This is a genomic window from Microbacterium algihabitans (assembly GCF_032464975.1).
Lineage (GTDB): Bacteria > Actinomycetota > Actinomycetes > Actinomycetales > Microbacteriaceae > Microbacterium > Microbacterium algihabitans.
On the sequence record NZ_JAWDIU010000001.1, the window covers coordinates 1,161,169 to 1,184,772 of the forward strand.

Genomic DNA, 23,604 nt, shown 5'->3' on the forward strand with positions numbered 1-23,604 from the left:
TTCTATGCGGCGCATGAGACTTTCCGCGCCGCCGGCGATCATCTGGTAGGCGGCGGGGCTGTCGTCGTGCCCTCGCGGAACGTGCACGACAGGGCGAGTCCCGAGGGCTCGGCGTCTTCGAGCATCGCTGCGACCGCCTCCCCGGCGGCCCGACCTTTCGCGGTCGCGGGCTGCACGAGGGTCGTGAGCACGTGCGGCGCGAGACCGTCGACCACGACGCCGTCGAAGCCGGTGACGCTGACGTCGTGCGGCACCCGCAACCCGGCCTCCTCGGCCGCCCGGATGACGCCGGCGGCCAGCAGGTCGCTCTGCGCGATGACGGCGGTCGGTCGTCGGGCGAGGTCGGCGAAGATCGTGCGCCCCGCGATCGCCCCCTCGTCGATCGAGCTGGTCGCCGCGGCGAGCGCCGGGGCGTCGGGGAATACCTGCCGCGCTCCCGCCAGGCGGTCGGCGGTGACGTCGACGCGCACCTCGGCGCCGTCGGCGATCCACCCGCGTCGGCGGGCGGTGTCGGTGGGGAGGGTGACGATCACGACGTCGCGGTGGCCGAGGGCGGAGACGTGCAGAGCCGCTTCGCGCTGGGCCTCGGCGTTGTCGAGCAGAACCTGGGGGATCCCCTCGCCCGCATCTCCCTCGACGACCACGACCGGGATGCCGCGGCCTCGGACGATCTCGAGCGAGTCGCGCATGCGCGGGCTGCAGCCGATCAGCACGGCGGCGTCGATGGGCGCGGTGTGCAGCGACGGCTCGCTCACCGTGATCCCGTCGTCGCGCAGCAGCAGGAGGGCCGCTCCGAGGCGCGAGACCCCGTCGGCGAGCCCGTCCATCATGTGCGTGGTGACCGGGTCGAGGAACGCAGTGCCGAGGTGCTGGTCGAAGACCACGCCGACGATCCCGGAGCGCCCGCGGCGCAGCGAGGCCGCTCGCGGGTCGGGGCCGGTGTATCCGAGCGACTCGGCGGCGGCGATCACGCGGGCCCTCGTCGCCTCGGAGGTGGGGGTCTTCCCGCTGAACACGACGGACGCCGTCGATGCGGAGACTCCCGCCTCGCGGGCGACATCGCTGATCGTCGCGCGTCTGGTGCTCACCGCCCGATCGTAACCTGCGCGATCCCGCGGCGCCGAATCGATTCGATAGGGTTCTCCCATGCACTCGACGCTCACCCGGTCCCAGCTCGTCCGCTGGCACATCGCGATCTGCGCCATCTTCCTCGCGAGCGGGTTGAGCATCTCGACCTGGGCTTCGCGGGTGCCGGCCATCCGAGAATCCCTCGGCATCGAGAACTCCGGCGTCGGGCTGCTGCTGCTGGGGATGGGGGTGGCATCCATCATCGGCCTGTCGATCGCTCCGGCCGTCATGGCCCGCATCGGCGCCCGCAGCGGCATGCTCGTGGCCCTGCTCCTCGTCGGCGTCGGCCTGATGATCATCGGCTTCGGCGCCGACTCCCTCCAGCTCTTCGGCGTCGCCCTGGTGGGCCTGGCGTTGTTCGGCTTCGGCAACGGCGCCGTCGACGTGATGATGAACGTCGAGGGCGCAGCTCTCGAGAAGGCCACCGGCCGCACGATCATGCCGCTGCTGCACGCCTTCTTCAGCTTCGGCACCGTCATCGGCGCCGGTCTCGGCTTCGTCGCGGTGAGCCTCGGCATCCCCGTCATCGCGCACAGCGTGGCGATGGGCGTGGTGATCATCGTCGTCGCGTTCGTCGCGGTGGCCAACGTTCCGCGCGCTGAAGTCGCGATGGACGCCCCGGCCGACGAGGAGCGCGCGCACTGGCGCGAGCGCCTCGCGGTGTCGCTGCAGGCCTGGCGCGAGCCGCGCACCTACACGCTCGGCGTGATCATGCTGGGCATGGCCTTCGCCGAGGGCAGCGCGAACGACTGGCTGCCGTCCGCGGTGGTCTACGGCCACGGTGCCCCTGAAGAGGCCGGCCCGGCAGTGCTCGCGGTGTTCTCCGTGGCGATGACGGTCGGCCGCATCGCGGGCGGTCCCGTCGTCGACCGCCTCGGTCGCGTGCTCGTCCTGCGGGTGCTCGCCGGCACCGCCGCCGCGGGACTGCTGCTGTTCATCCTGGCGCCCTACGGACCCCTCGTCTTCATCGGCGCGGCACTGTGGGGCCTCGGCGCCTCGCTCGGCTTCCCGATCGGCATGTCGGCGGCCGCCGACGACCCCGCCAAGGCCGCATCGCGCGTTGCCGCCGCCGCCACGATCGGGTACGTCGCATTCCTGTGCGGCCCTCCGATCCTCGGCTGGATCGGCGACCACATCGGCCTGCTCAACACACTGCTCATCGTCGTCGGCCTGATCGTGGCATCCGGTCTCTTCTCCGGCGCCGCGAAGCCGCTCGTCGTCGCCGAGAAGGCGGAGGCCGAGCCCGCGCGACGCGATTAGGCTCGTCGGGTGCGTCTCGTCATCGCCCGTTGCTCCGTCGACTACACCGGCCGCCTCAACGCGCATCTCCCCCTCGCCACCCGGCTGCTCGTGCACAAGAACGACGGCAGCCTGCTGGTGCACTCCGACGGCGGCTCGTACAAGCCCCTCAACTGGATGAGCCCGCCGTGCAGCCTGACCCTCGAGCAGCCCGACGAGGTCGACGTCGAAGACGGGGTGATCGAGCGCTGGCGCGTCCTGCACGCCAAAACCGGTGACGCCCTGCTCGTGCGCATCCACGAGATCATCCACGACACCGCCCACGAGCTGGGTGTCGATCCCGGGCTCATCAAGGACGGTGTCGAGGCCGACCTGCAGCGGCTCCTGGCCGAGCAGGTGTCGGTCGTGGGCGAGAACCTCACGCTTGTCCGCCGGGAGTACCCGACCGCGATCGGCCCCGTCGACCTGCTGCTGCGCAACGACGACGGCACGGGCACCGTCGCGATCGAGGTCAAGCGCCGCGGCGACATCGACGGCGTCGAGCAGCTCACCCGCTACCTCGAGCTGCTCAACCGCGACCCGCTCCTGGCTCCGGTGACCGGGGTGTTCGCGGCTCAGGAGATCAAGCCGCAAGCGCGCGTGCTCGCCACCGATCGCGGCATCCGGTGCCTCACCCTCGACTACGACGAGATGAAGGGCGTGCAGTCGGGCGCCCCGCGTCTGTTCTGACCGCGCCGCATCGAGCCGGGCGGATGCCGCGCCGGTAGCGTGGACGCATGTCTGCACGCTCTCCCTTCTCCTGCGTCCTGTGGGACGTCGACGGCACGCTCGTCGACGCTTCGGAGGGCATCCTCCGCCGATTGACCACCACGCTCGATCACTTCGGTCGCACGCCTCCGACGCGTGGCGAGCTGTCGAAGTGGATCGGTCCGCCCATGCGGGAGTCGTTCCAGGTCAACACCGGCATGACCCTCGAGCAGGCGGATGAGGCCGTGGTGTTCTACCGCGCGCTCAACAAGAGCGAGGGCTACACAAGCAGCGCCCAGCTGTATCCCGGTGTCGCCGCGCTCGTGCACGACGTGCATGCGGCGGGGGTTCCGCAGTCGACGGCGAGCTCGAAACCCGAGGTGCAGGTGGTCGCCCTGATGGACCACTTCGGCCTCGCCCCCGACCTCGAGGCCATGGTAGGAGCGAGTCTCGACGAGCGCGCGTTGAGCGCCAAGTCCGACATCGTGCGCGAGGCGTTGCGCCGCCTCGAGGCCGCCGGTGCCGACATCTCGCGTCCCGTGCTCATCGGCGATCGGCATCACGACGTCGAGGGCGGGGCGGATGCCGGGGTGCCGGTCATCTTCGTGCGGTGGGGCTTCAGCTGGCCCCACGAGGCCGACGGTGCTCAGGCGGCCGTCGACGACGTCGACCAGCTGCGCGCCCTGCTCCTCGTCGACGACGACGCCGGTGTCTGACATCGACGGGGCGGTGCCCGCGCTCGTCGCGCTGATCCTCGCGGCCGTGGCCGTGGCGATCGTCGTCTTCGTCGTGCGGACGATCCGTCGGTCGGCGAAGACCCGCGCGGCGGCCGATGCGGCGGTCGCCGAGGCCGCCGACGCCTTGCTGCGTCTCGATGACGCCGTCGTCGAACTCGACGCGGCCTTCGAGGCGGCGGATGCCGATGACTCCGGCGATGCGCCCACCGAACTGCGCCGCGCGCGTACGTCGGCGCACCGCGCCCGTGACCGCGGTTTCGTCGACGTCTCGGATCTCGACGATGCGTCCCTGATCCCCGCGACGCGGCGCGATCTCGCCCGTCGCACCCGGACCGGTCTCGAGGGACAGCTCGCCCGCACGTCCGACACGCGCGCGCGGCTCGCGGAGTGGGTCCGCGCACACCGTTCGACCGACCGGTTGGCGGCGGCGGCGCGCGAGCGTCGCGAAGCGGTCGTGGCGGCGGCGGGCGACCCCGAACCGCTGCTCGATGCGCTCCGGCACCGCTTCGATCGCTCCGACTGGGCCGAGGCCGAGGCGTCGGCCGCGGCGGCATCGGCAGCGCTTTCCGAGGCGGACGAGGCCCTCTCCGAAGCGCCCGACGACGAGGCGCTACTACGCGCGGCGCGCGAGATCCGCCGGGCGGCGCGTCACCTGCGGGCGGTCGAAGACGCCCATCGCATCGCCTTCCAGGCTGCCGAGAACGCCGAGGCCGAGCTGGCCGCGGCGCGCGCGGAGCTCGACGACGCCGTGCAGATCGCCACGACCCGCGGCGGGCAGTGCGCGCCCGATGCGCTCGACCGCCTCCGTGCGGCGCGGCAAGACCTCGAGCGCGCGGCCGCCGAGGCTGGTGGCCGGCCGCGCGAGGCGATCGTCGCCGTCGCTCGCGCGCGCGAACTGCGCGATGAGATGATCGGCGACGCGGTCAGCCCGCGTCTGCGGCTCGAGGCGGCGCGTGCCGCCCTGCCGGGCACCCTCGCGTGCGCGCGGGCCGCCCTGGCTCAGGCCGACACCCGCGACGAGGTGCGTCCGATCGCCGATCGTCTGCGGCTCGAACGCGCGCGCCGCGAGCTCGCCGCCTCGCGCGCGGCCACCGATGCGGGTCGGGCTCTGGCCGACGCTCGAGCCGCCTGGCACGCGGTGCCGCCCCCGCAGAACTGATCCCCGACCGCCGCTCACGAGTGCCCTATCGTGAGCGGCATGGGGAAGAACACGACGCCGAGCCGTGCTCTGGGAGCAGCGAAGCGCATCCCGGTGACCCTGGGGTTCGCCGCCGCTGTGCTGGTCATCGGCCTTCTCACCGGGAGCCTCTGGCAGCCGTTCACGGCATCCGATCTCTTCCCCTCCGTCGCCTACGGACTGCCGGCGCTCGGGGCCGGGCGCTGGTGGACTCCGGTCACGGGCACGTTCTTCGTCGGCTCGCCCTGGCTGTTCCTCGCCGGCTTCCCCGCCCTCGCCGGGATCGGCTTCCTCGAGTACCGCCGCGGCAGCCGCGTCGCCGCCGCGACCTTCGCCGTGGGGCAGCTCTTCGCCGTGCTCGCGGCGGCGCTGCTGCTGTGGGGCGGCTCTCTGCTGCCGTGGACGTGGGCGCAGCAGCAGGCGGATGTGCTCTCGGTCGGCCCGTCGGCCGGACTCTTCGCGTGCATCGCCGCCGCCGTCGCCCTGCTGCCCTCGCCCTGGCGCCTGCGCGCGTGGACGGTGCTGCTCGCCTGCCTCGCGGTCGCTCTCTTCTACTACGGCTCGCTCCCCGACCTCGAGCGACTGCTCGCGGTGGGGCTCGTGCTCGGGGTGACGAGGTCGCTGCGCCCGCAGCGGGTGAACGTGCGCGAGCAGCGGCTTCTCGCCTTCGTCGTGCTGTGCGCGCTCGGCGCGATCGAGATCCTCGGCTACCTCGCCCCGATGACCGGCCCCTTCGGCTTCTCGGCCGCGACGTCGGGGTCGTGGATCGACGTGGCCGTCAACACCGTGATCGTGCTCGTCGTGGCCACCGCGCTGCGGCGCGGTCGTCGGTGGGCGTGGATCATCGTGATCGTCTACGTGGCGCTGAACGCCGTGCTGGTGCTGCTGCTGATCATGGTGCTGCCGCTGGCGGGGCTCCCGGGCGTCGAGGCCGACCTCGGCGCTGACGTCACGAGCGTGCTGGCCTCGTCGGCGCTGTGGATCGTGGCGGGGGCGTACTTCGTGCTCGTGCGGGGCGCGTTCCGCGCCCGGCCGAGGGCCCAGCTCGGCGCCTCTCTCGCGCCCACGGCGCAAGAGGTGAAGACCGCGCTGCACGCCGACGGGGGCGGCACCCTGTCGTGGATGACGACGTGGGAGGGCATGTCGTACGCCCGGTTCGGCAGCGGGATCGTCGCCTACCAACGCCGCTCCGGCGTCGCCCTGGCCCTGGCCGACCCGATCGGCCCCGAAGCGGAGCGCGCGCAGACCGTGCGGGCGTTCATCGAGGCCGCCGAGGCCGCGGGACTCGCCCCCTGCTTCTTCAGCGCCGGTGAGGCCACGCACGCCGCCGTCCCCGACGGGTGGCGCAGCATCGTCGTCGCCGACGACACCGTGGTCGACCTCCCCGGGCTGCAGTTCACCGGCAAGGCGTGGTCGGCGGTGCGCACCTCGCTCAACCGTGCGCAGCGCGAGGGCATGACGTTCCGCCTGTCGCGCCTGTCCGACGAGAGCTGGGGCGTCCGGCAGCAGCTGAGCGCGATCTCCGACAGCTGGGTCGGCGAGAAGGGACTGCCCGAGATGGGCTTCACGCTCGGAACCCTGCACGAGGCCGCCGATCCCGAGGTGCGCCTCGCCCTCGCGGTCTCACCGGCGGGCGACGTCGACGGGTTCCTCTCGTGGCTGCCGGTCTACGGCGAGGGCGCGATCAGGGGCTGGACGCTCGATCTCATGCGTCGCCGCGAGGGCGGCTTCGGCCCCGTGATGGAGTACCTGATCGGCGCGTCGGCGCAGCAGTTCTCGAACGAGGGCGCGGCCGTCATGTCGCTGTCCGGGGCCCCGCTCGCGCACGAGTACCCCGCGGATGCCGGCGTCATCGCCGACCTGCAGGAGCGCATGGCTGCGATGCTCGAGCCCGTCTACGGCTTCGCGTCACTGCACCGCTTCAAGCAGAAGTTCCACCCGCGCTACGAGACGATGTACCTGCTCTACCGCGACGAGGCCGATCTCACGCGCATCGGCGCCGCCCTCACGCGCGCTTTCCTGCCGCACGCGACGCTGCGACAGTTCGCGGCCGCCGGCGTCGACCTCGTGCGACAGGAGCACTGACGAATCCCGGATGCCATGGCATCCGGAACCGTGAGATGCCCCGACCGGCGCGAGGCGCACGGTCGGGGCGGATCCGGCCGAGGGCCGGACACCGATCAGAGGGGGCGGATGTTCTCCGCCTGCAGACCCTTGGGGCCCTGCGCGACCTCGAACTCGACGCGCTGGTTCTCTTCGAGCGAGCGGTAACCGCCCGACTGGATCGCGCTGTAGTGCGCGAAGACATCCTGACCCCCGTCATCGGGAGCGATGAAACCGAAGCCCTTCTCCGAGTTGAACCACTTGACCGTGCCCTGCGTGCTCATCGTGTTGCCGTTTTCCGCTTCAGCCGGCGCCGAGCGCGCCGGTCAGTGAGCCCAAAGTAACGGCCGGGCCGCATCGGCGCACAGGTCCGTGACATAAACGTTGCGGGACGTCTCCGGGAGACCCCGGCGGGCCGAAAGAGCCCTGAGCCCATACGACGCCCGGGCTGAGCAGAGCTCGAAGCCCGGGCGTCGACGGATCCCCCCGGATATGTCACGCGAGGCGTGACGGTGATGACAATACCGGCGCCGGAGCCCGTTCGCGACACGAAAACGAAGAATCAGCGAGTTATTGCCGTGTTCTGTGATAACCGAGGGTCGTAAAATTCGCCTGATGGACGATCGTCGGCGTGCTTCCGCCCTCGTCGACGAGGCTTACCGAGCCCTCGGCGAGGCGATCGTCGACGGTCGCCTCCAGCCGGGAGACCGTCTGCGCGACGTCGAACTGGCCGCATTGATGGGGATCTCCCGCACCCCCGTGCGCGAGGCCCTGCAGAAACTCGAGCGCATCGGCATGGTCGAGGTCGCCGCCAACCGGTACACCCGGGTGTCGGAGGTGAGCGAGCGAGCGCGCGGAGACATGCGCGAGTACGCCGCGCACACGATCGCGGCCGTCATGCACATCGCGCTCCCCCGCTGCAGCGACGAAGAGGTGCAGAGCATCGTCTCGCACGTCGACGGGCTGCGCGACGCGGAGGACTCCCCCTCGTACGTCCTGGCCGCGCTCGCCCTGCACACCCACCTCGTAGCCGTTTCGCGCAACGTCGTCTTCCGCAAGCAGCTCGAGCAGACCGATCTGGTGCTCCGCCGCAACCTCGAGGGCTGGTACACCTCGACCGAGACGCGGTCGGTCCTGTTCGAACACCTGCGCGATCAGGTCGCGCGCCGCGACACCAACGGCGCGACGTGGACCTTCCTGTCTCTGCACGGATTCGCCTGAGCACGCAAGACGCCTCGGACCCGCCGGACCCTCGCGATAGCGTGACGCGCATGCCCCACATCGAGTTGCGCGACCTCGCCCCCGACACCACCGACGCGGCTTTCCAGGCCGTCCGCTCGAGCTCGTCGGCGTGGTCGCGCGCGCGGTTCGACGACCGTGCGGCGTTCGACGCCTGGCTGGCCGATGACGCCGTGTCCGCGCACGCCATCGTGCAGGACGACAGTGTGGTGGGCGTCGCCGCCGCCATGGACGTCGACGGCGATCGCGAGGTCCTGCTCGCCGTCCGTCCGGACGCCGACCCCGAGGCGCCGACCGAAGCGCTGCGCATGGTCACGGTGCACGAGGCCGAGCGACCGCTCTACGCGTGCGTCGCGGCCGACGACGAACCGAGCCACGACGTGCTCGCACGGCTCGGGTTCGTCGAGCACGGGCGCGACGGGGCCGACGTGGTGTACGTCCTTCCGCCGACGTTAGAGTGACGCGGTGGGGACGACAGACGACCATCACGACCGGGGGGCGGTCGAGACCGCGGCCGACACCGCGGGGTTCACCAGCATCCTGAGTCGCCCTCGGGCAATGGTCGTCTTCGCCTTCATCGTCTTCGTCGTCACCACGCTGCAGTCGATCTCCGATCCGCTCGCGGGGGCGGTGCAGGACGACGTCGTGTGGGAATTCCCGATCCCCCTCGGCGTCGTGACGGCTCTCGTCGTGCTCGGCTGCGCCGTGCAGAGCGGCTTCCTGCTCCTCGCGACCCGCCTCCCCCTGGTCGCGGTCGTCGGCACCACGGCCTGCTACCTCGTACTCGTCGTCGGGCTCGAGGTTCCGCGCTGGCTCGGAGGGCTTCCCCCCGTCGTCGCTGTGGCGGTGTTCTTCCTCGCCGCGAGCCGGCGTCCGGCGGTCGCCACGGCCTGGAGCGCGGTCACGATCGGCGCGACGGTCGGCGTCCTCTCGCTGTGGTCGCTGTCGACGGGTGCTCCCCTCGGGGTGACCGGCAGCTTCGTACTCAGCACCGGACTCGCCTTCGCCGCCCCCGTGGTCGGCGCCGCCGCGCTCGGCGTCTGGTGGGCTCGACGCATGCGCGGTCTGCATCGCGCCCGCGCCGCGGTCTCCGCCGCCGCGGCCCGCCACGAGACCGAGCTCGAGCACGCGAAGACCCTCGAGCGCGCGCGCATCGCGCAAGAACTGCACGACGTCGCCGGCCAGCACCTCGCGGGGCTGCTGTCGCTGGCCGATGCCGCCGTCGACATCGAGGTCCTCGACGCCGAGCAGGCGTCGGCCCTCATCGCCGAGATGCGCGCCGAGGGGCGCTTCGCCTCGGCCAGCCTCTACGCCGCCCTGCGCGACCTGCGCGCCGAGAACGACGCCCGCGCCGAACCGACCCTCGACCTGCGCTCGCTCGACGAGCTCGTGCAGTACTGGGCGTCGCGCGGCATGGATGTCACGCGCGAGGTCGACGGAGCGGTCGACGACCTGCCCGCGATGGTGTCGACGACCGCGTACCGAGTGGTGCAGGAGGCCCTCACGAACGCCTGCAAGCACGCGGCCGGCGCCGCCGTCACCGTCGAGGTCCGCGTCACCGACTCCTCGATCCGAGTGGTGGTGGCCAATGCCGAGGCCCCGGCTTCCGAGGCGGACGCGACGCCCGACGGACTCGGATGGGGTGTGGCGGGAATGGCCGAACGCGTCGACCTGCTGCACGGCACCTTCGCCGCGGGCCCCGTCGCCTCCGGCGGATGGGCGGTCGTCATGGAGGCCCCGCTGAGCGTGCACGCCACTCAGACCCCGGTGCCGACGCCGTGAGCGACACCGACATCCGCGTCTTGATCGTCGACGACAACCGCACCGTCCGTCGCGGCATCCGTCTGCGGCTCGAGAACGCCGCCGGCATCCGCGTGGCCGGAGAGGCCTCGAACGGGCGCGACGCCGCCGTTCTCGCGCGGGCGGAGCGGGCCGACGTCGTGCTCATGGATCTGCACATGCCGGGGATGAGCGGCATCGAGGCCACGCGCCTCATCACGAGCGAGGCGAACGAGACCTGCCGCGTGGTGCTCCTGACGAGCGAGGTGTCCGACGCCTTCGTCGTCGAGGCGCTGGAGGCGGGCGCGAGCGGCTACCTGCTCAAGGGCCACGACAGCGATCAGCTGCTGCCCGTCATCCGTGGCGCGGCCGCGGGAACGGCAACCATCTCACCCCGGGTGGCGCCGCGCCTCATCCGTGAGCTGCGCGCGGCCAAGCCACAGCCGGCCGAGCCCGAGCAGGTGGCTCTGTTGACGGCCGCCGAACTGCGGGTCGTATCGCTGCTGAGCAGCGGGCTCACCTCGAACGACGAGATCGCCCGGCATCTCACCGTGTCGGTGAACACGGTTCGCAGCCAGACGGCTTCCGCGCTCCGGAAGCTCGATCTCGACGACCGCACGCAGTTGGCGCTCTGGGGGGCACGAAACGGCCTGATCCGGCGCGAGAAGTAGTCCGATCGGACGAAAACGCCCGCTTCGAGTCGGCGGGCCGGCCGTGATCCCGCGCACTCCCCCGATGACCGGGGTCGTGACGCGGACGAGACTGCTGCCACGGCGACTGGCTCGTTTCGCCGTCTCGTCCGTGCGGGGCTGGGATCGGGGGCGGCCCCGCACGGCCGCCGTCCTGCGCGGGACACCCCGCGGACGCGGAAAGGCCCGGGGCACGGTCCACCGCCCCGGGCCTTTCGCGTGTTGGTCAGCGCGCGGTGCGGCGTCCCACGATGAGGCCGTAGATGAGCAGGACGATGATCGACCCACCGATCGCGAGGAGCCACGTCTGGATCGAGAAGAAGTCCTGCAGCGGGGCGTTGAAGAGCAGGCCACCCAGGAACCCGCCGAGCAGAGCGCCTACGACGCCGAGCAGAAGCGTGATGAGCCAGCCGCCGCCCTGCTTACCGGGGAGGATGAGCTTGGCGATAGCGCCGGCGATGAGGCCGAGGAGAAGAAATCCGAAGAATCCCATGATGTGTTCCTTTCGCGAGTGTGAACCGATGCCCGCTCAAGGCGAAGCTCTCGTAGTACTCAGCTTCCTCCCAGATACACCGTAAGCAGGGTGGGTTGCCTCTCGCCACAATCCGTGATTCATGCCTCACGGGTGCGCGGCGCGGCCTGCGACGGGCTTCTTCTTCCGGAGGCGGGACTGGATGCCGACTCCCCCACCCCGCGCCCACGGACCTCCCCACGGCGACTGCGGAATCCCGCCGGATACGATGCCCGTCCGGGCTCCCCACCACCTCAGAGAAGGGACCGATCCCATGACCCGTGCCGACCTGGTGCAGGACGACGGCCGCGTCGACAGACTGTGGACCGGCGCGACCTGGAGCGAGGGACCGCTGTGGATCCCGACCACCCGCCGGCTTCGGTGGAGCGACATCCCGGGTGACCGCATCCTCGAGTGGGACTCCGCGAGTGACACCACGATCGTCCACCGCGAGGGCGTCGAGTTCACCAACGGACGCGTCCTCGACGCCGACGGCGCCGTCGTGCAGTGCTCGCACGGGCGCCGCCGCCTCGAACGCGAGCTCCCCGATGGCTCTCTCGAAGAGATCGTCGCGCAGTGGGAGGGGAAGAGGCTCAACTCCCCCAACGACGTCGCGATCGCCCCCGACGGCTCGTACTGGTTCAGCGACCCCGACTACGGCATCCGTCAGGCGCACGAGGGCCACCTCGGCGAGCGCGAGTACGACGGTCGCTTTGTCTTCCGGTGGTCTGCGGCCGACGGCATCCGCCCCGTCATCACCGACATCGTGCAGCCGAACGGTCTGGCGTTCTCACCCGACGGATCGACCGTGTACGTCACTGACACCGCCATCGGCCTCGACGACGGGCCGGGGCACTGGATCCGCGCCTACGACGTGGTCGACGCCGGAGCGGGGGCCGAGAACGGCCGACATTTCGCCACCATCGATGACGGCATGCCCGACGGCATCGCGGTCGACGAACGGGGCCGGGTCTGGTCGTCTGCGGGCGACGGAGTGCACGTCTTCGATCCGGATGCCACGGAGCTGCTGTTCCTGCCTGTCCCCGAACCCGTCGCCAACCTCTGCTTCGGGGGCGACGACGGCACCGACCTCTTCATCACGGCGACGACGAGCCTGTATCGCGTGCGCACGACGACCCGCGCGGCCATCTGAGGACAGGGCATCCGCCCGACAATCGGCTCGTCACAGGTGCTGACGCACCAGGGCACGGCGCAACCCTTCGGCGCGCACGTCGTCCCATAGGGCCGCGCACGCTCCATCCGGAATGCCCGTCGCGGCGTCGCACAGGTGGGATCGGACGGTCGCGGCGTCGAGAGAGACGGGGCAGACGACCACGGCGAGCGCGATCGAGTGCCCTCGCCGGCGCTCCGCACTCTGCAGCACCGTCTCGGCAGCCGCTTCGAGTCGGGGGCGTGCGTACTCCGCGTCGCGCGCGCACGCCACCGACACCACGACCAGCACCCGGCGGTAGTCCGGACCCGAACTGAGCCGCTCGTCGAGAAGAGCAAGCCGCTCGTGCGCCGCGTGCCGCAGATGGCGCCCGCGATGAGTGGAACGCAGATCGATCCCGTACAGCAGGGTCGACGGCGCCGTCCCGATGCCCGCGTCGATTCCGTCCCACGCGAGACCGCCACGGTCGCCTTCGACGCGCACTCCGGAGGTGAAACGGGTGATGAGGGTCAGTGCGCTCATCCTCCTGTCCTACGCGAGCCCGGGACGGAACGCTCGCGTCCTCACGGAATCCCTACGGTCGACCCCGGTTCGCTGACGGTCTGCTGACGGCGAGACCCTGTGATCCACCGGGCCGGGCAGCCGCGCGTATGGCTCTCGCGAGGATTGACGCGCGCGTGATCCCGGCGACAGACGATGAGCGCATGCGTTTCAACGATCGGGACTTCCCGCTGCGCGTGAACGGACCGTGGGGCTCCTACGAGCGGCGGTTCAGCGGCCACGGACTGGTCGCCGAGCACCTCCGCATCCTTCCTCCGGACGGCGATGATCGCTCGCGCCTCGCGTGGCACCTGTCGGGCATCTGGCCGTACGTCGGCTTCTTCCTCGGCATCGCGGCCGCCGTCGCCGCCCATCACGTCGCATCCGTCGAGGTGAGCACGGCCATCGGTGCGATCGTGTGGCTCGCGCCCTGGGTGTGGATGACCTGGCGCGCCCGCCCCTACGCCCGCCGCGTGCGCGACCAGTGGCGCCTGCACGACGCCTCGACCTGGCTCATCGAGCCGTCGGCTCTGCGTGATTCCGCGCGCAGATTGGATGCCGCCGGCACGGCCTCTTCTGCCACGCTGAAGCTCGTATGGTGCGAGGAGTACGACGCGTCACTTGATGCGAGCGCGTGCGACACGAAAACCTTACATATGAACTCTTTTCGGTAGGTCGCCCCCACCGATCGAACCGCGACGTCGAAGGAGACCGTCATCAGCGCCACGCCGATCCTCCCCGGCTTCCATCCCGACCCCTCGATCTGCCGCGTCGGCGACGACTTCTACCTGATCACCTCGACCTTCGAGTACCTCCCGGGTGTTCCGGTCCACCACAGCCGTGACCTGGCGTCGTGGAGCGTGATCGGGCACGTCTTCGCCGACCGCGACCACCTCTCCTTTCCCTCGTCGGCGGGGAGCGCCGGCATCTTCGCCCCGACGATCCGCCACCACGACGGCCGATTCTGGGTGATCACGACCGACATCAACACCGTCGGCGACGGGCAGCTGCTGACCTCCGCCGCTTCCCCCGAGGGGCCCTGGGGTCCACCGCTTCGCGTGCCCGGCGCCATCGGCATCGACCCCGACCTCTTCTGGGATGCCGACGGCACCTGCTACGTCACCTGGGCCACGGGCCGTGCCGACGCGCCGATCATGCAGGCGTCGGTCGACCTCGAGACCGGCGATCTGCTCTCCGAGCCCGCTCTCCTCTCCACCGGGAGCGGCCTCGCGCACCCCGAGGGACCGCACCTCCTGCGCCGCGGCGACTGGTACTACCTGCTCCTCGCCGAAGGCGGAACGGAGCGGGGGCACGCGGTGACCGTCGCTCGCTCCCTCGCCGCGACCGGACCATTCGTGTTCCATCCGGGCGATCCGATCCTCAGCCACCGCAGCTCGACCGACCCCGTGCAGAACACCGGCCACGCCGACCTCGTCGAGACGGCGGATGGATGGAACATCGTCTACCTCGGAGTGCGACCCGTCGGACCCGGCCCGGGCTTCCACCTCAACGGCCGCGAGACCTTCCTCGCGAAGGTGTCGTGGGAGGACGACTGGCCCGTCGTCGACGAGAACCTCGACATCGCCCCGGTGTCGACCTCGTTCACCGACGACTTCTCCGCCGATCGTCTGGACCTGCGCTGGATCGCCCCCGGACGCCACCCCGGCGACTTCACGAGCGCGTCACCGCGCGGAGTCGTCATCGATCAACCGTCCGACGATCGGTATCGCTCCCTTCTCGCGACGCGAGTGCGCGATCAGCAGTGGGAAGCGCGAGCAGACGTCGAACCCGGCGACGCGCGCCTCGTCCTGCGCATGGACGAGGACCACTGGGTCGCCGTCGAGTGTCGGGACGGCCACGCGGTCGCCCACGCCACCGTCGGACCCTTCACGCAAGACCTCGGCGCGATCCCGCTCCCGGCGACGAGGCCCGCGACGCTCGCGCTGCGCTCCACTCTGCCCACCCCCGGACCACACGGCGGTACGCCCGTCGCCGACGACCTGCAGTTCGGCATCGTCACCGACGACGGGTTCGTCGAGATCGCCCGCATGGACGGTCGATACGTCTCGACGGAGGTCGCCGGCGGCTTCACGGGCCGCGTCGTCGGCGTCGAGCCCACGCCCGGCACCGGTCGCCCGGCGGTGCTGCGGTCGTTCTCGTACGCGGGCATCGCGGGCTGAGCGGCGCATCACCCCGGCTCGATCCTCGGCATCGTCGGTGCCGGCACCAGATCCTGAACGCGGTTACGGGACATCGGCGGTCACCGGGCCTTCCGGTGACGAATGCGCGTGTGCTTCGCTGTCTCCGATGACTGCAGCAGCCCGCGCGAGGTCTCGGGGACCCGCCGCCGTCGCAATGTGCCTCGCTTTGGCTGTTGCGCTGACGGGGTGCTTGCCATCAAACGTCACTCAGGCCGAAGTGGACGCTGATTCCGAACACGCCAAGGCGACTGCTCTCACCAATCTGAACGATGTTCTCAGCGCTGCATCTCTCGCGACACCTGGCCCCATCGAGGTTGCGCCCTCCGGCTGCTCGTCGGTCGATTACTCGTGGAACACCTGGGACACGTGGCGGATGAGCGTCGAGACCCCGGTGGCTCCAGGAACGGAGCAGTCGATCCTGGACGCCATCGACGACGCCTTCACGTCACGCGGCGACTGGGCCGTCTTCGGTGACGATGCGGACGAAGTCCTTCCCGGTGACGGAACCCATCGCTTCCTCACGCCTAGGCGCGGGGATCCCGAAACCAAGGTGACGGTCGGTGTCGACACATTCGCGCATGTTCTAAGTGTCGAATCCACCAGCGGGTGCTTCGTCACCGGCCCCGTTTCAGAAAGATGAGAGGCCCTTCCCGCGTGGCCCCAATCTCGTCCCTGTCGCAGAAATGAGAAAAGACCCCCGGGACCTACCCGGGGGTCTTTTCTCATCTGTGCGCGAGGGGGACTTTCCCTGGTGCCCCTCCACCCGCCGCTACGCGGCGCGCGGAGCCTCTCGGGCGTCAGGGACCCAACCCTCACGGGTCCATAGCCCTCCCACTCACGCACGAAACGAAGAAGGCCCCGGGATGAACCCGGAGCCTTCTTCGTTCTGTGCGCGAGGGGGGACTTGAACCCCCACGCCCTTGCGGGCACTGGCACCTGAAGCCAGCGCGTCTACCTATTCCGCCACTCGCGCGAGATGCGGCACGGATGCCGCGAACTCAACTTCCCGAGAATATCACGGCCCCGACTCCGTCACGAATCGCGGGCCCCGATGACCGCTTCCATGACCTGCCCAGCCGTGCTGACTACGATGTGCCTACTGGTCTGCCTGCCTGAAGGAGTCTCGTGGGGCTACTCGACAGTTTCGAGAAGGGTCTCGAACGTGCCGTCAACGGTGCGTTCGCGAAGACCTTCCGCAGCGGCATCCAGCCGGTGGAGATCGCATCCGCTCTGCGCAGCGAGCTCGACAAGAAGGCTGTGGTCGTCACGCGTGATCGCATCCTCGCGCCCAACACGTTCTCGGTGCGCCTGTCGCCCGCCGATGACGAGAAGATGAGCGCCCTCGGTTCGACCCTCGTGCACGAGCTCGACACCCTGGTGAAGAAGCACGCGCGCACCCAGGGGTACTCGTTCGCCGGCCCGGTCGCCATCACGATCGAGCGCGACTCCAGCCTGTCCACCGGAACGCTGCGGGTCGACTCGCAGACCACCGAGGGCCAGGTCGCGTGGCGCGGCGTCGTCGACATCGACGGCAAGCGGCATCCGCTCACCGGCGCCCGCACGGTGATCGGCCGCGGAAGCGACGCCGACATCACGATCCCCGACGCCGGCACCAGCCGCAAGCACGTCGAAATCCTCTGGGACGGCGAGCGGGCCATGGTCCGCGACCTCGGCTCGACCAACGGCACCACTCTCAACGGCCGCAAGGTGTCGGAGGCGGCCTTGCCCCCCGATTCCACGATCTCGATCGGCCGTACCAATATCGTGTTCCGTGTGGTCGCTCAGGCGCAGCCGCCGCGACGCGCGTCGGCCTCCGACGCCACGCGCATCTTCGACGTCCGGGAACGAGGACCCCTGTCATGAGTCCGTTGACTCTTCTTCTTCTGCAGGGCGGCTTCCTCGTCCTGCTGTGGTTCTTCGTGTTCGGCGTGGTCTATTCGTTGCGCGCCGACCTGTTCGGGGTCAAGGTACGCAAGCTCCCCGAGCCCGTGGCATCCGCCCCCGCAGCCCCCGCTCCCACGGCGGCGCCCGACGCGGTCACCACGCAGGTCAAGCGCCCGGCGGCTCCCGCCCCGGCGCCGGTCGGCGGCCTGGCCACCACCTCGGCGGTGTCGCGCATCGTCATCACGAGCGGCCCCAAGGCCGGCCTCGAGCTGCCGCTGGGCACCGAGCCGCTCACGATCGGTCGCTCGAGCGAGTCGGGCCTGGTCATCCGCGACGACTACACCTCCAGCCACCACGCCCGTCTCGTGCTGTGGGGAGACCAGTGGATGCTGCAAGACCTCGACTCCACGAACGGCACGTCCCACGACGGCGTGCGCGTCGCCTCACCCGTGCAGGTGAAGGTGGGAGCGCCCATCAAGGTCGGCGCGACGACGTTCGAGTTGAGGAAGTAACCCTCCCCCATGGTCTTCCAGGGCTCGAGCGCCGCCATCTCCCACACGGGAAAGGTGCGCTCCAACAACCAGGATTCCGGTTACGCCGGGTCCAATCTCTTCGTGGTCGCCGACGGCATGGGCGGCCACGCGGGCGGTGACGTCGCGTCGAGCATCGCCATCGGTCGACTCACCGAGCTCGACCAGCCGTTCCGCACGCCGTCCGAAGCCGAGCACGCCATCCGCGACGCCCTCGCCGACACCGCGGCGGAGCTGATCGACACCGTCGCCCGCCGTCCCGAGCTCGCGGGCATGGGCACGACCGTCAGCGCTCTCGTCATGGTCGACGACTACGCGGTGATCGGCCACATCGGCGACTCGCGCATCTACCTCTACCGCGACGACACCCTCACCCAGATCACGGCCGACCACACCTTCGTGCAGCGCCTGGTCGACTCCGGTCGCATCACCCCCGAAGAGGCGCGGTACCACCCGCGGCGCTCGGTGCTCATGCGCGTGCTCGGCGACATGGATCCCGACCCCGAGGTCGACAGCTTCATCATGCCGACGCAGGACGGCGACCGCTGGCTGCTGTGCTCCGACGGCCTCTCGGGCGTCGTCGACGACACGCACACCGCCAAGACGCTCGCGCTCGGCATGCCCCCGGCGCGCACCGCCGACGCCCTGCTCAAGCAGGCGCTCGACGGCGGCGCCCCCGACAACGTCACGGTCGTGCTGGTCGACGTGGGCGGACAGCACCCCGTGTTCATCGGCACGCCGACCATCGTCGGCTCGGCCTCGAACCCCAGCGGCGTGGTGGTGCCCGCCGCACGTCCGGGCCGCTCGAACTGGCTGCACCACGCGCGCCAGGTCGCCAACGAGCCCACGCACTTCGAGCCCGCCGCCGAGTTCCTCGAGGAGCTCATCGAAGAAGACCGTCGTCGCGCACGTCGTCGTCGCCTCGGCTGGCTCGCCGCCCTGCTCGTGGTGCTCGCCGCGATCGGCCTGGGCCTGTGGGCGGGATACAACTGGACGCAGACGCGGTACTACGTCGGCGCCGACGACAACTCGGTCGTGATCTACCGCGGCATCCAGCAGTCCATCGGACCGATCTCGCTGTCGACCGTCTACGAAGACACCAACATCGTGCTCGCCGACCTCTCTGAGTTCGACCGCGAGACCGTCGAGGCCACGATCTCGGCCCGATCGCTCTCCGACGCCGAGCTCATCGTCGATCGCCTGCGCCCCGCAGAGGAGGGAAGCGGATGACCGACCAGAAGCTGACCCGGACCCCGGATGCCGTGTCCACCGACACCGCCGTGATGCGGGCCCTGAAGAAGATCCGCACCCCCGCCAAGCAGCGCAACCGCGAGCTCGGCCTGCTGCTGTTCGCCATCGCCGTGTACGGCGGAGCCGTCACCCTCGTGCAACTCGGCGTGAACGGCACCGTCGACCCCGGGTTCCTCACTCTCGCGGCGATCCCCGCGGTGCTCGCCCTGATCACGCACGTGGCGCTGCGCCTGCGCGCCCGCGACGCCGACCCCTTCGTGCTGCCCATCGCGACCGTGCTCACGGGCCTCGGCATCGCGATGATCTATCGCATCGACCTCGCCGACGGCGCCTCCGGCTGGGACGCCACCGGCCACCGCCAGATCGCGTGGGCGGCGATCGCGATGGTGCTGGCGCTGGTGGTGCTCATCTTCGTGAGCAACTACCGCGTGCTGTTCCGCTACACCTACCTGTTCGGCCTCGCCGGCATCCTGCTGCTGCTCCTGCCCTTCGTCCCGGGCCTGGGCACCGATCAGAACGCCGACGTGTGGGTCTCGCTCGGCTTCGTGTCGTTCCAGCCGGGCGAGCTGGCAAAGATCTGCCTCGCGATCTTCTTCGCCGGCTACCTGGTGCGCACGCGCGAGAGCCTCACCTCCACGGGCACGCGCTTCCTCTTCATGACGTGGCCCCGTGCCCGCGAGCTCGGTCCGGTGCTCGTCATCTGGCTCGTCTCGCTGGGCATCATCGTGCTGCAGCGCGACCTCGGCACCGGCCTGCTGATCTTCGGCATGTTCGTCGCGATGCTCTACGTCGCCACCGGCAAGACCAGCTGGGTGCTCATCGGTCTGGTGCTCGTCGCGAGCGGGGCGTTCCTCGCCTCGCAGGTGCTGCCCTACGTCAACGGTCGCTTCGCCAACTGGCTCAACGCCTTCGACCCCGACGTCGTCAACCGCGAGGGCGGCAGCTACCAGCTCGTGCAGGGCATCTTCGGCCTCGCGCACGGCGGTCTCTTCGGCACCGGCCTCGGCCAGGGGCGCCCGTCGATCACTCCGCTCGCGCAGAGCGACTACATCATTCCCAGCCTCGGCGAGGAGCTGGGTCTGGTGGGCCTGTTCGCGATCCTCGCGCTCTACATGGTGTTCGCCAGCCGCGGCATCCGGATCGGCCTCGCCGGTCAGGACGACTTCGGCAAGCTCCTCGCGACCGGCTTCTCGTTCACGATCGCGCTGCAGGTGTTCATCATGGTCGGCGGTGTCACGCGGGTGATCCCGCTCACCGGTCTGACCACGCCCTTCCTGGCGGCCGGTGGCTCGTCGCTCATCGCGAACTGGATCATCGTCGCGTTCCTGCTGCGCATCTCCGACGCGGTGCGCTCCCGTCCCCGGGTGGTGATCGGCTGATGACCCCTTCGTCCATCCCCGCCCACGCCCCGATCCCGGAGGAGGCACCGTGACGAAAGAACTCCGACGCCTCAGCATCGTCATGCTGGCGATGTTCCTCGCGCTGTTCGCCTCGACGAGCATCATCCAGGTGGTGCAGGCCAACGCCCTCACCAACACCTCGGGCAACACCCGTGCGCTCTACGACTCCTACGAAGTGCAGCGCGGGTCGATCGTCGCCAGCGGCGCCGCCATCGCCTCCTCCGTACCGTCGGACGACGTCTACAGCTGGCAGCGGGAGTATCCGGATGCCGCGATGTGGGCCCCCGTGACCGGGTACGTGAACCCGGTGCTCGATGCCCGCACCGGTCTCGAGCAGGCCGAGAACAGCGTGCTGAGCGGGCAGGACTCGAACCAGTTCTTCTCGCGCATCGATCGCGCGATCACCGGCAAGGCGCCCCGCGGCTCCAATGTCGAGGTCTCGGTCGACGCCACCGTGCAGAAGGCCGCGTGGGACGCCATGGGCGATCTGCAGGGAGCCGTCGTCGCGATCGAGCCGTCGACCGGGCGCATCCTCGCGATGGTCTCCAAGCCCAGCTTCGACACGAACACTCTGGCCTCGCATGACACGGATGCCGTGAACGCGGCGTACGACCAGCTCGTGGCCGACCCGTCGAAGCCGCTCGACAACCGCGCGATCGCGGGCGACCTCAACCCTCCGGGATCGACCTTCAAGCTCGTCGTGGCGTCGGCTGCCTTGGCATCCGGAAAGTACACGCCCGACTCGGCGTTCCCCAACGTGGCGGCGTACACGCTCCCCGACTCCACGAACGTGGTCAGCAACGCCGGTGGCGGCGCGTGCGGCGAGGGCGACACGGTCACCATCGCCACGGCCCTGCGGTTGAGCTGCAACATTCCGATGGCCGAACTCGCCGTGGAGCTCGGCGCCGACGCGATCCGCGCCGAGGCCGAGAAGTACGGCTTCAACTCGACCTTCTCGATGCCGCTGGAGTCCACGGCCTCGACGTACCCCTCGAACCCCAACGCCCCGCAGACCGCCCTGAGCGGCTTCGGACAGGGCGACGTGCGCGCCACGCCCCTGCAGATGGCGATGGTGTCGGCGGGCATCGCGAACGACGGCGTCGTGATGAACCCGCGCATGATCGATCGTGTGATCAACACCGACCTGTCGGTGAGCGACCAGGGCTCCGACAGCGAGTTCGGTCGGGCGCTCGAGCCCGACGTCAACGCGCAGATGGTTTCGATGATGACGGCGAACGTCCAGGACGGCGCGGCATCGAATGCAAGAATAGACGGGGTTCAGGTGGCGGGTAAGACCGGCACTGCGGAGAACGACTCCCGTCCCTACACGCTCTGGTTCACCGGTTTCGCACCGGCGGACGACCCTCAGGTCGCCGTCGCCGTGGTGGTCGAAAACGGTGGTGGCCGAGGGCAGAGCGGGAGCGGCAACGAGATCGCCGCCCCGATAGCGAAGAAGGTCATGGAGGCGGTGCTGGGTAAATGAGACCGACGCAGGGTGTGACCTTCGGAGGACGCTACGAGCTCGAATCGCGCATAGCGATCGGCGGTATGGGCGAGGTCTGGGAGGCGACGGATCACGTCATCGGACGAACCGTCGCCATCAAGATCCTCAAAGACGAGTACATGGGCGACCCGGGCTTCCTCGAGCGCTTCCGCGCCGAGGCCCGCCACGCCGCGCTCGTGAATCACGAGGGCATCGCCAGCGTGTTCGACTACGGCGAAGAAGACGGCAGTGCCTTCCTCGTCATGGAGCTGGTGCCCGGTGAGGCGCTGTCGACGATCCTCGAGCGCGAGGGCTCGCTGTCGACCGACAAGACCCTCGACATCGTCGCGCAGACCGCGGCGGCACTGCAGGCCGCGCACGCCGCGGGTCTCGTGCACCGCGACATCAAGCCCGGCAACCTGCTGATCACGCCCGACGGGCGCGTGAAGATCACCGACTTCGGCATCGCCCGCATCGCCGACCAGGTTCCGCTGACCGCGACCGGTCAGGTCATGGGAACGGTGCAGTACCTTTCGCCCGAGCAGGCGTCGGGTCACCCGGCGTCGCCCGCGACCGACACCTACTCGCTGGGCATCGTCGCGTACGAGTCCCTGGCGGGCAAACGCCCCTTCACGGGCGAGTCGCAGGTGGCGATCGCCATGGCGCAGATCAACGAGCAGCCCGCCCCCCTGCCGCCCACCGTGGCGCAGCCGGTGCAGAACCTCGTCATGGCGATGATCGCCAAAAAGCCCGAAGAGCGTCCCGCCTCCTCGGCGGCGGTCTCGCGTGCGGCCACCGCCCTGCGCCGCGGCGACCTCACGGCAGCTGCGGCCGCCGTGCCCGCCGTCGCCGCCGGTGCGGCGATCGCGGACGAGATGACGCAGCTGCTGACGCCCGCCGGACAGACCTCCGCGACCACGCGGCTCATGCCGGCCGCGGGTGCCGCGACGTCGCTTCTGACCGAAGAACACGTCGAAGAGACGCCGGTCCCCGAGAAGAAGAAGCGCAGTCGCTGGACGTGGCCTCTGGTCGCCCTCATCGCACTGCTGGCCCTGATCCTCGGAGTGACGCTGTTCGGCCTGCTGTCGAACCAGAACGAGCCGGATGCCGCGCCCACCGAGTCCGCGCCCACGCAGTCCGCGCCGACTCCGAGCGCGCCGACCCCGTCGTCCTCGCCGACCGCGACCTCGTCGCTCATCAACGTGAACGCTCTCGACCTGCCGGGAAAGACCTGCGACGAGGCGAGCCAGATCCTCAGCGACAACAAGCTGGGCGCGCAGTGCGAGACGGGAAACCCCGCCTCCACTCCCGATCAGGTGGGCATCGTCGACTCGGTGAACCCGACCGGCAGCGTGCCCGAGGGCACGATCATCGTGCTCCGCGTGTTCGGCGAAGAGACGCCCCTCACCGAGCCGGCCGCTCCGACGCTCCCCGGCACCTCCGTGGCCGCGGGCAGCGACGTGCGCGTGTCGTGGGGTCAGTACACCTGCCCCTCCGGTACCGGCAACGTGGTGTCGTACAACCTGACCGCCACCAACGGCACGTTCGACAACAACGGTCAGTCGTCGTCGTCGTTCCCGCCCGACTCGCGCAACGCGCAGCTCAAGGTGAGCAACGCCGTGGGTGACTCGCTCCGCATCACGTACACGGTCAGCTGCTCGGGCACCGACCGCACCGCCGGCCCCTCGGGCGAGGCGTCCGCCACCATCACCGGTGGCAACACGCCGAGCCCGAGCACGACAGGCAACGGCGCGGGAGCGAGCGCCACCCCCGGCAAGAAGAACTGACTCACCCT

At 70.2% G+C, this 23,604-nt stretch carries 23 protein-coding genes and 1 tRNA gene; 19 read left to right on the forward strand and 5 right to left on the reverse strand.

What is annotated here, in order from left to right:
• Window positions 1-38 precede the first annotated feature (38 nt).
• Window positions 39-1,088 carry a LacI family DNA-binding transcriptional regulator gene (locus RWH43_RS05465; protein WP_316000882.1) on the reverse strand — a complete coding sequence of 350 codons (1,050 nt, stop codon included), beginning with the start codon at window positions 1,086-1,088 and terminating at the stop codon, window positions 39-41.
• Window positions 1,089-1,146: 58 nt separating this feature from the next.
• Between RWH43_RS05465 and RWH43_RS05470 the strand changes: the two genes are divergently transcribed.
• Genes RWH43_RS05470 through RWH43_RS05490 form a run of 5 tightly spaced genes read left to right on the forward strand, consistent with a single transcriptional unit; the run spans window position 1,147 to window position 7,113 of the window.
• On the forward strand, window positions 1,147-2,388 hold the full coding sequence (locus RWH43_RS05470; RefSeq protein WP_144830832.1) for an MFS transporter: 1,242 nt from the start codon (window positions 1,147-1,149) through the stop codon (window positions 2,386-2,388).
• Between the two features lie 9 nt (window positions 2,389-2,397).
• Complete coding sequence (nucS, locus tag RWH43_RS05475) at window positions 2,398-3,096, forward strand: endonuclease NucS (RefSeq protein WP_144783567.1); 699 nt, start codon at window positions 2,398-2,400, stop codon at window positions 3,094-3,096.
• Window positions 3,097-3,143: 47 nt separating this feature from the next.
• A complete protein-coding gene (locus RWH43_RS05480; protein WP_316000883.1) occupies window positions 3,144-3,830 on the forward strand; it encodes an HAD hydrolase-like protein in 687 nt (228 codons plus the stop codon).
• Entirely contained in the window at window positions 3,823-5,010 is a 1,188-nt protein-coding gene (locus tag RWH43_RS05485; protein ID WP_316000884.1) for a hypothetical protein, read from the forward strand. The genes RWH43_RS05480 and RWH43_RS05485 overlap by 8 nt, the downstream gene beginning before the upstream one ends.
• Before the next feature lie 39 nt (window positions 5,011-5,049).
• A complete protein-coding gene (locus RWH43_RS05490; protein ID WP_316000885.1) occupies window positions 5,050-7,113 on the forward strand; it encodes a bifunctional lysylphosphatidylglycerol flippase/synthetase MprF in 2,064 nt (687 codons plus the stop codon).
• Window positions 7,114-7,208: 95 nt separating this feature from the next.
• Here RWH43_RS05490 and RWH43_RS05495 read toward each other — a convergent pair whose 3' ends face one another.
• Window positions 7,209-7,415: a cold-shock protein gene (locus tag RWH43_RS05495; protein WP_144830844.1), complete on the reverse strand. Its 207-nt coding sequence runs from the start codon at window positions 7,413-7,415 to the stop codon at window positions 7,209-7,211.
• Window positions 7,416-7,746: 331 nt separating this feature from the next.
• On the opposite strand from RWH43_RS05495, the gene RWH43_RS05500 reads away from it, so the two are divergent.
• Genes RWH43_RS05500 through RWH43_RS05515 form a run of 4 tightly spaced genes read left to right on the forward strand, consistent with a single transcriptional unit; the run spans window position 7,747 to window position 10,820 of the window.
• Window positions 7,747-8,352 carry a GntR family transcriptional regulator gene (locus RWH43_RS05500; protein ID WP_144830847.1) on the forward strand — a complete coding sequence of 202 codons (606 nt, stop codon included), beginning with the start codon at window positions 7,747-7,749 and terminating at the stop codon, window positions 8,350-8,352.
• Window positions 8,353-8,402: 50 nt separating this feature from the next.
• Window positions 8,403-8,831 carry a hypothetical protein gene (locus tag RWH43_RS05505; protein ID WP_144830850.1) on the forward strand — a complete coding sequence of 143 codons (429 nt, stop codon included), beginning with the start codon at window positions 8,403-8,405 and terminating at the stop codon, window positions 8,829-8,831.
• A 4-nt stretch (window positions 8,832-8,835) separates the two neighbouring features.
• On the forward strand, window positions 8,836-10,152 hold the full coding sequence (locus RWH43_RS05510) for a sensor histidine kinase (RefSeq protein ID WP_316000886.1): 1,317 nt from the start codon (window positions 8,836-8,838) through the stop codon (window positions 10,150-10,152).
• On the forward strand, window positions 10,149-10,820 hold the full coding sequence (locus tag RWH43_RS05515; RefSeq protein WP_230703940.1) for a response regulator: 672 nt from the start codon (window positions 10,149-10,151) through the stop codon (window positions 10,818-10,820). The genes RWH43_RS05510 and RWH43_RS05515 overlap by 4 nt, the downstream gene beginning before the upstream one ends.
• A 244-nt stretch (window positions 10,821-11,064) precedes the next feature.
• Here RWH43_RS05515 and RWH43_RS05520 read toward each other — a convergent pair whose 3' ends face one another.
• Window positions 11,065-11,331 carry a GlsB/YeaQ/YmgE family stress response membrane protein gene (locus tag RWH43_RS05520; RefSeq protein ID WP_136586355.1) on the reverse strand — a complete coding sequence of 89 codons (267 nt, stop codon included), beginning with the start codon at window positions 11,329-11,331 and terminating at the stop codon, window positions 11,065-11,067.
• Window positions 11,332-11,623: 292 nt separating this feature from the next.
• Between RWH43_RS05520 and RWH43_RS05525 the strand changes: the two genes are divergently transcribed.
• Window positions 11,624-12,502, forward strand: a complete 879-nt coding sequence (locus RWH43_RS05525) for an SMP-30/gluconolactonase/LRE family protein (protein WP_316000887.1) — start codon at window positions 11,624-11,626, stop codon at window positions 12,500-12,502.
• A 30-nt stretch (window positions 12,503-12,532) separates the two neighbouring features.
• Here the strand turns inward: RWH43_RS05525 and RWH43_RS05530 are convergent, their stop codons facing one another.
• Window positions 12,533-13,042, reverse strand: coding sequence for a hypothetical protein (locus RWH43_RS05530; RefSeq protein ID WP_144830863.1), 510 nt, complete (start codon window positions 13,040-13,042; stop codon window positions 12,533-12,535).
• Window positions 13,043-13,224: 182 nt separating this feature from the next.
• Between RWH43_RS05530 and RWH43_RS05535 the strand changes: the two genes are divergently transcribed.
• The 3 genes from RWH43_RS05535 (at window position 13,225) to RWH43_RS05545 (ending at window position 15,901) form a co-directional block, all read left to right on the forward strand.
• Window positions 13,225-13,734 (forward strand): DUF6611 family protein, encoded by a 510-nt coding sequence (locus RWH43_RS05535; protein ID WP_316000888.1) that lies wholly within the window; start codon window positions 13,225-13,227, stop codon window positions 13,732-13,734.
• 57 nt (window positions 13,735-13,791) lie between these two features.
• Window positions 13,792-15,240, forward strand: coding sequence for a glycoside hydrolase family 43 protein (locus tag RWH43_RS05540; RefSeq protein ID WP_316001111.1), 1,449 nt, complete (start codon window positions 13,792-13,794; stop codon window positions 15,238-15,240).
• Window positions 15,241-15,367: 127 nt separating this feature from the next.
• On the forward strand, window positions 15,368-15,901 hold the full coding sequence (locus tag RWH43_RS05545) for a hypothetical protein (RefSeq protein ID WP_154097001.1): 534 nt from the start codon (window positions 15,368-15,370) through the stop codon (window positions 15,899-15,901).
• Window positions 15,902-16,150: 249 nt separating this feature from the next.
• On the opposite strand, the gene RWH43_RS05550 is transcribed toward RWH43_RS05545, so the two are convergent.
• A tRNA-Leu gene (locus RWH43_RS05550) sits at window positions 16,151-16,234 on the reverse strand.
• A gap of 152 nt (window positions 16,235-16,386) precedes the next feature.
• Here RWH43_RS05550 and RWH43_RS05555 point away from each other — a divergent pair.
• The 6 genes from RWH43_RS05555 to RWH43_RS05580 are packed head-to-tail and all read left to right on the forward strand — an operon-like array spanning window position 16,387 to window position 23,596.
• On the forward strand, window positions 16,387-17,124 hold the full coding sequence (locus RWH43_RS05555; RefSeq protein ID WP_144830875.1) for an FHA domain-containing protein: 738 nt from the start codon (window positions 16,387-16,389) through the stop codon (window positions 17,122-17,124).
• A complete protein-coding gene (locus RWH43_RS05560) occupies window positions 17,121-17,657 on the forward strand; it encodes an FHA domain-containing protein FhaB/FipA (RefSeq protein ID WP_144830879.1) in 537 nt (178 codons plus the stop codon). Before RWH43_RS05555 ends, RWH43_RS05560 begins: the two co-directional genes overlap by 4 nt.
• Before the next feature lie 9 nt (window positions 17,658-17,666).
• Complete coding sequence (locus RWH43_RS05565; RefSeq protein ID WP_144830883.1) at window positions 17,667-18,905, forward strand: PP2C family protein-serine/threonine phosphatase; 1,239 nt, start codon at window positions 17,667-17,669, stop codon at window positions 18,903-18,905.
• Window positions 18,902-20,305: an FtsW/RodA/SpoVE family cell cycle protein gene (locus RWH43_RS05570; RefSeq protein ID WP_144830886.1), complete on the forward strand. Its 1,404-nt coding sequence runs from the start codon at window positions 18,902-18,904 to the stop codon at window positions 20,303-20,305. Before RWH43_RS05565 ends, RWH43_RS05570 begins: the two co-directional genes overlap by 4 nt.
• A gap of 49 nt (window positions 20,306-20,354) precedes the next feature.
• A complete protein-coding gene (locus RWH43_RS05575; protein ID WP_154097003.1) occupies window positions 20,355-21,809 on the forward strand; it encodes a peptidoglycan D,D-transpeptidase FtsI family protein in 1,455 nt (484 codons plus the stop codon).
• Window positions 21,806-23,596: a serine/threonine-protein kinase gene (locus RWH43_RS05580; RefSeq protein ID WP_144830891.1), complete on the forward strand. Its 1,791-nt coding sequence runs from the start codon at window positions 21,806-21,808 to the stop codon at window positions 23,594-23,596. Before RWH43_RS05575 ends, RWH43_RS05580 begins: the two co-directional genes overlap by 4 nt.
• Window positions 23,597-23,604 lie beyond the last annotated feature (8 nt).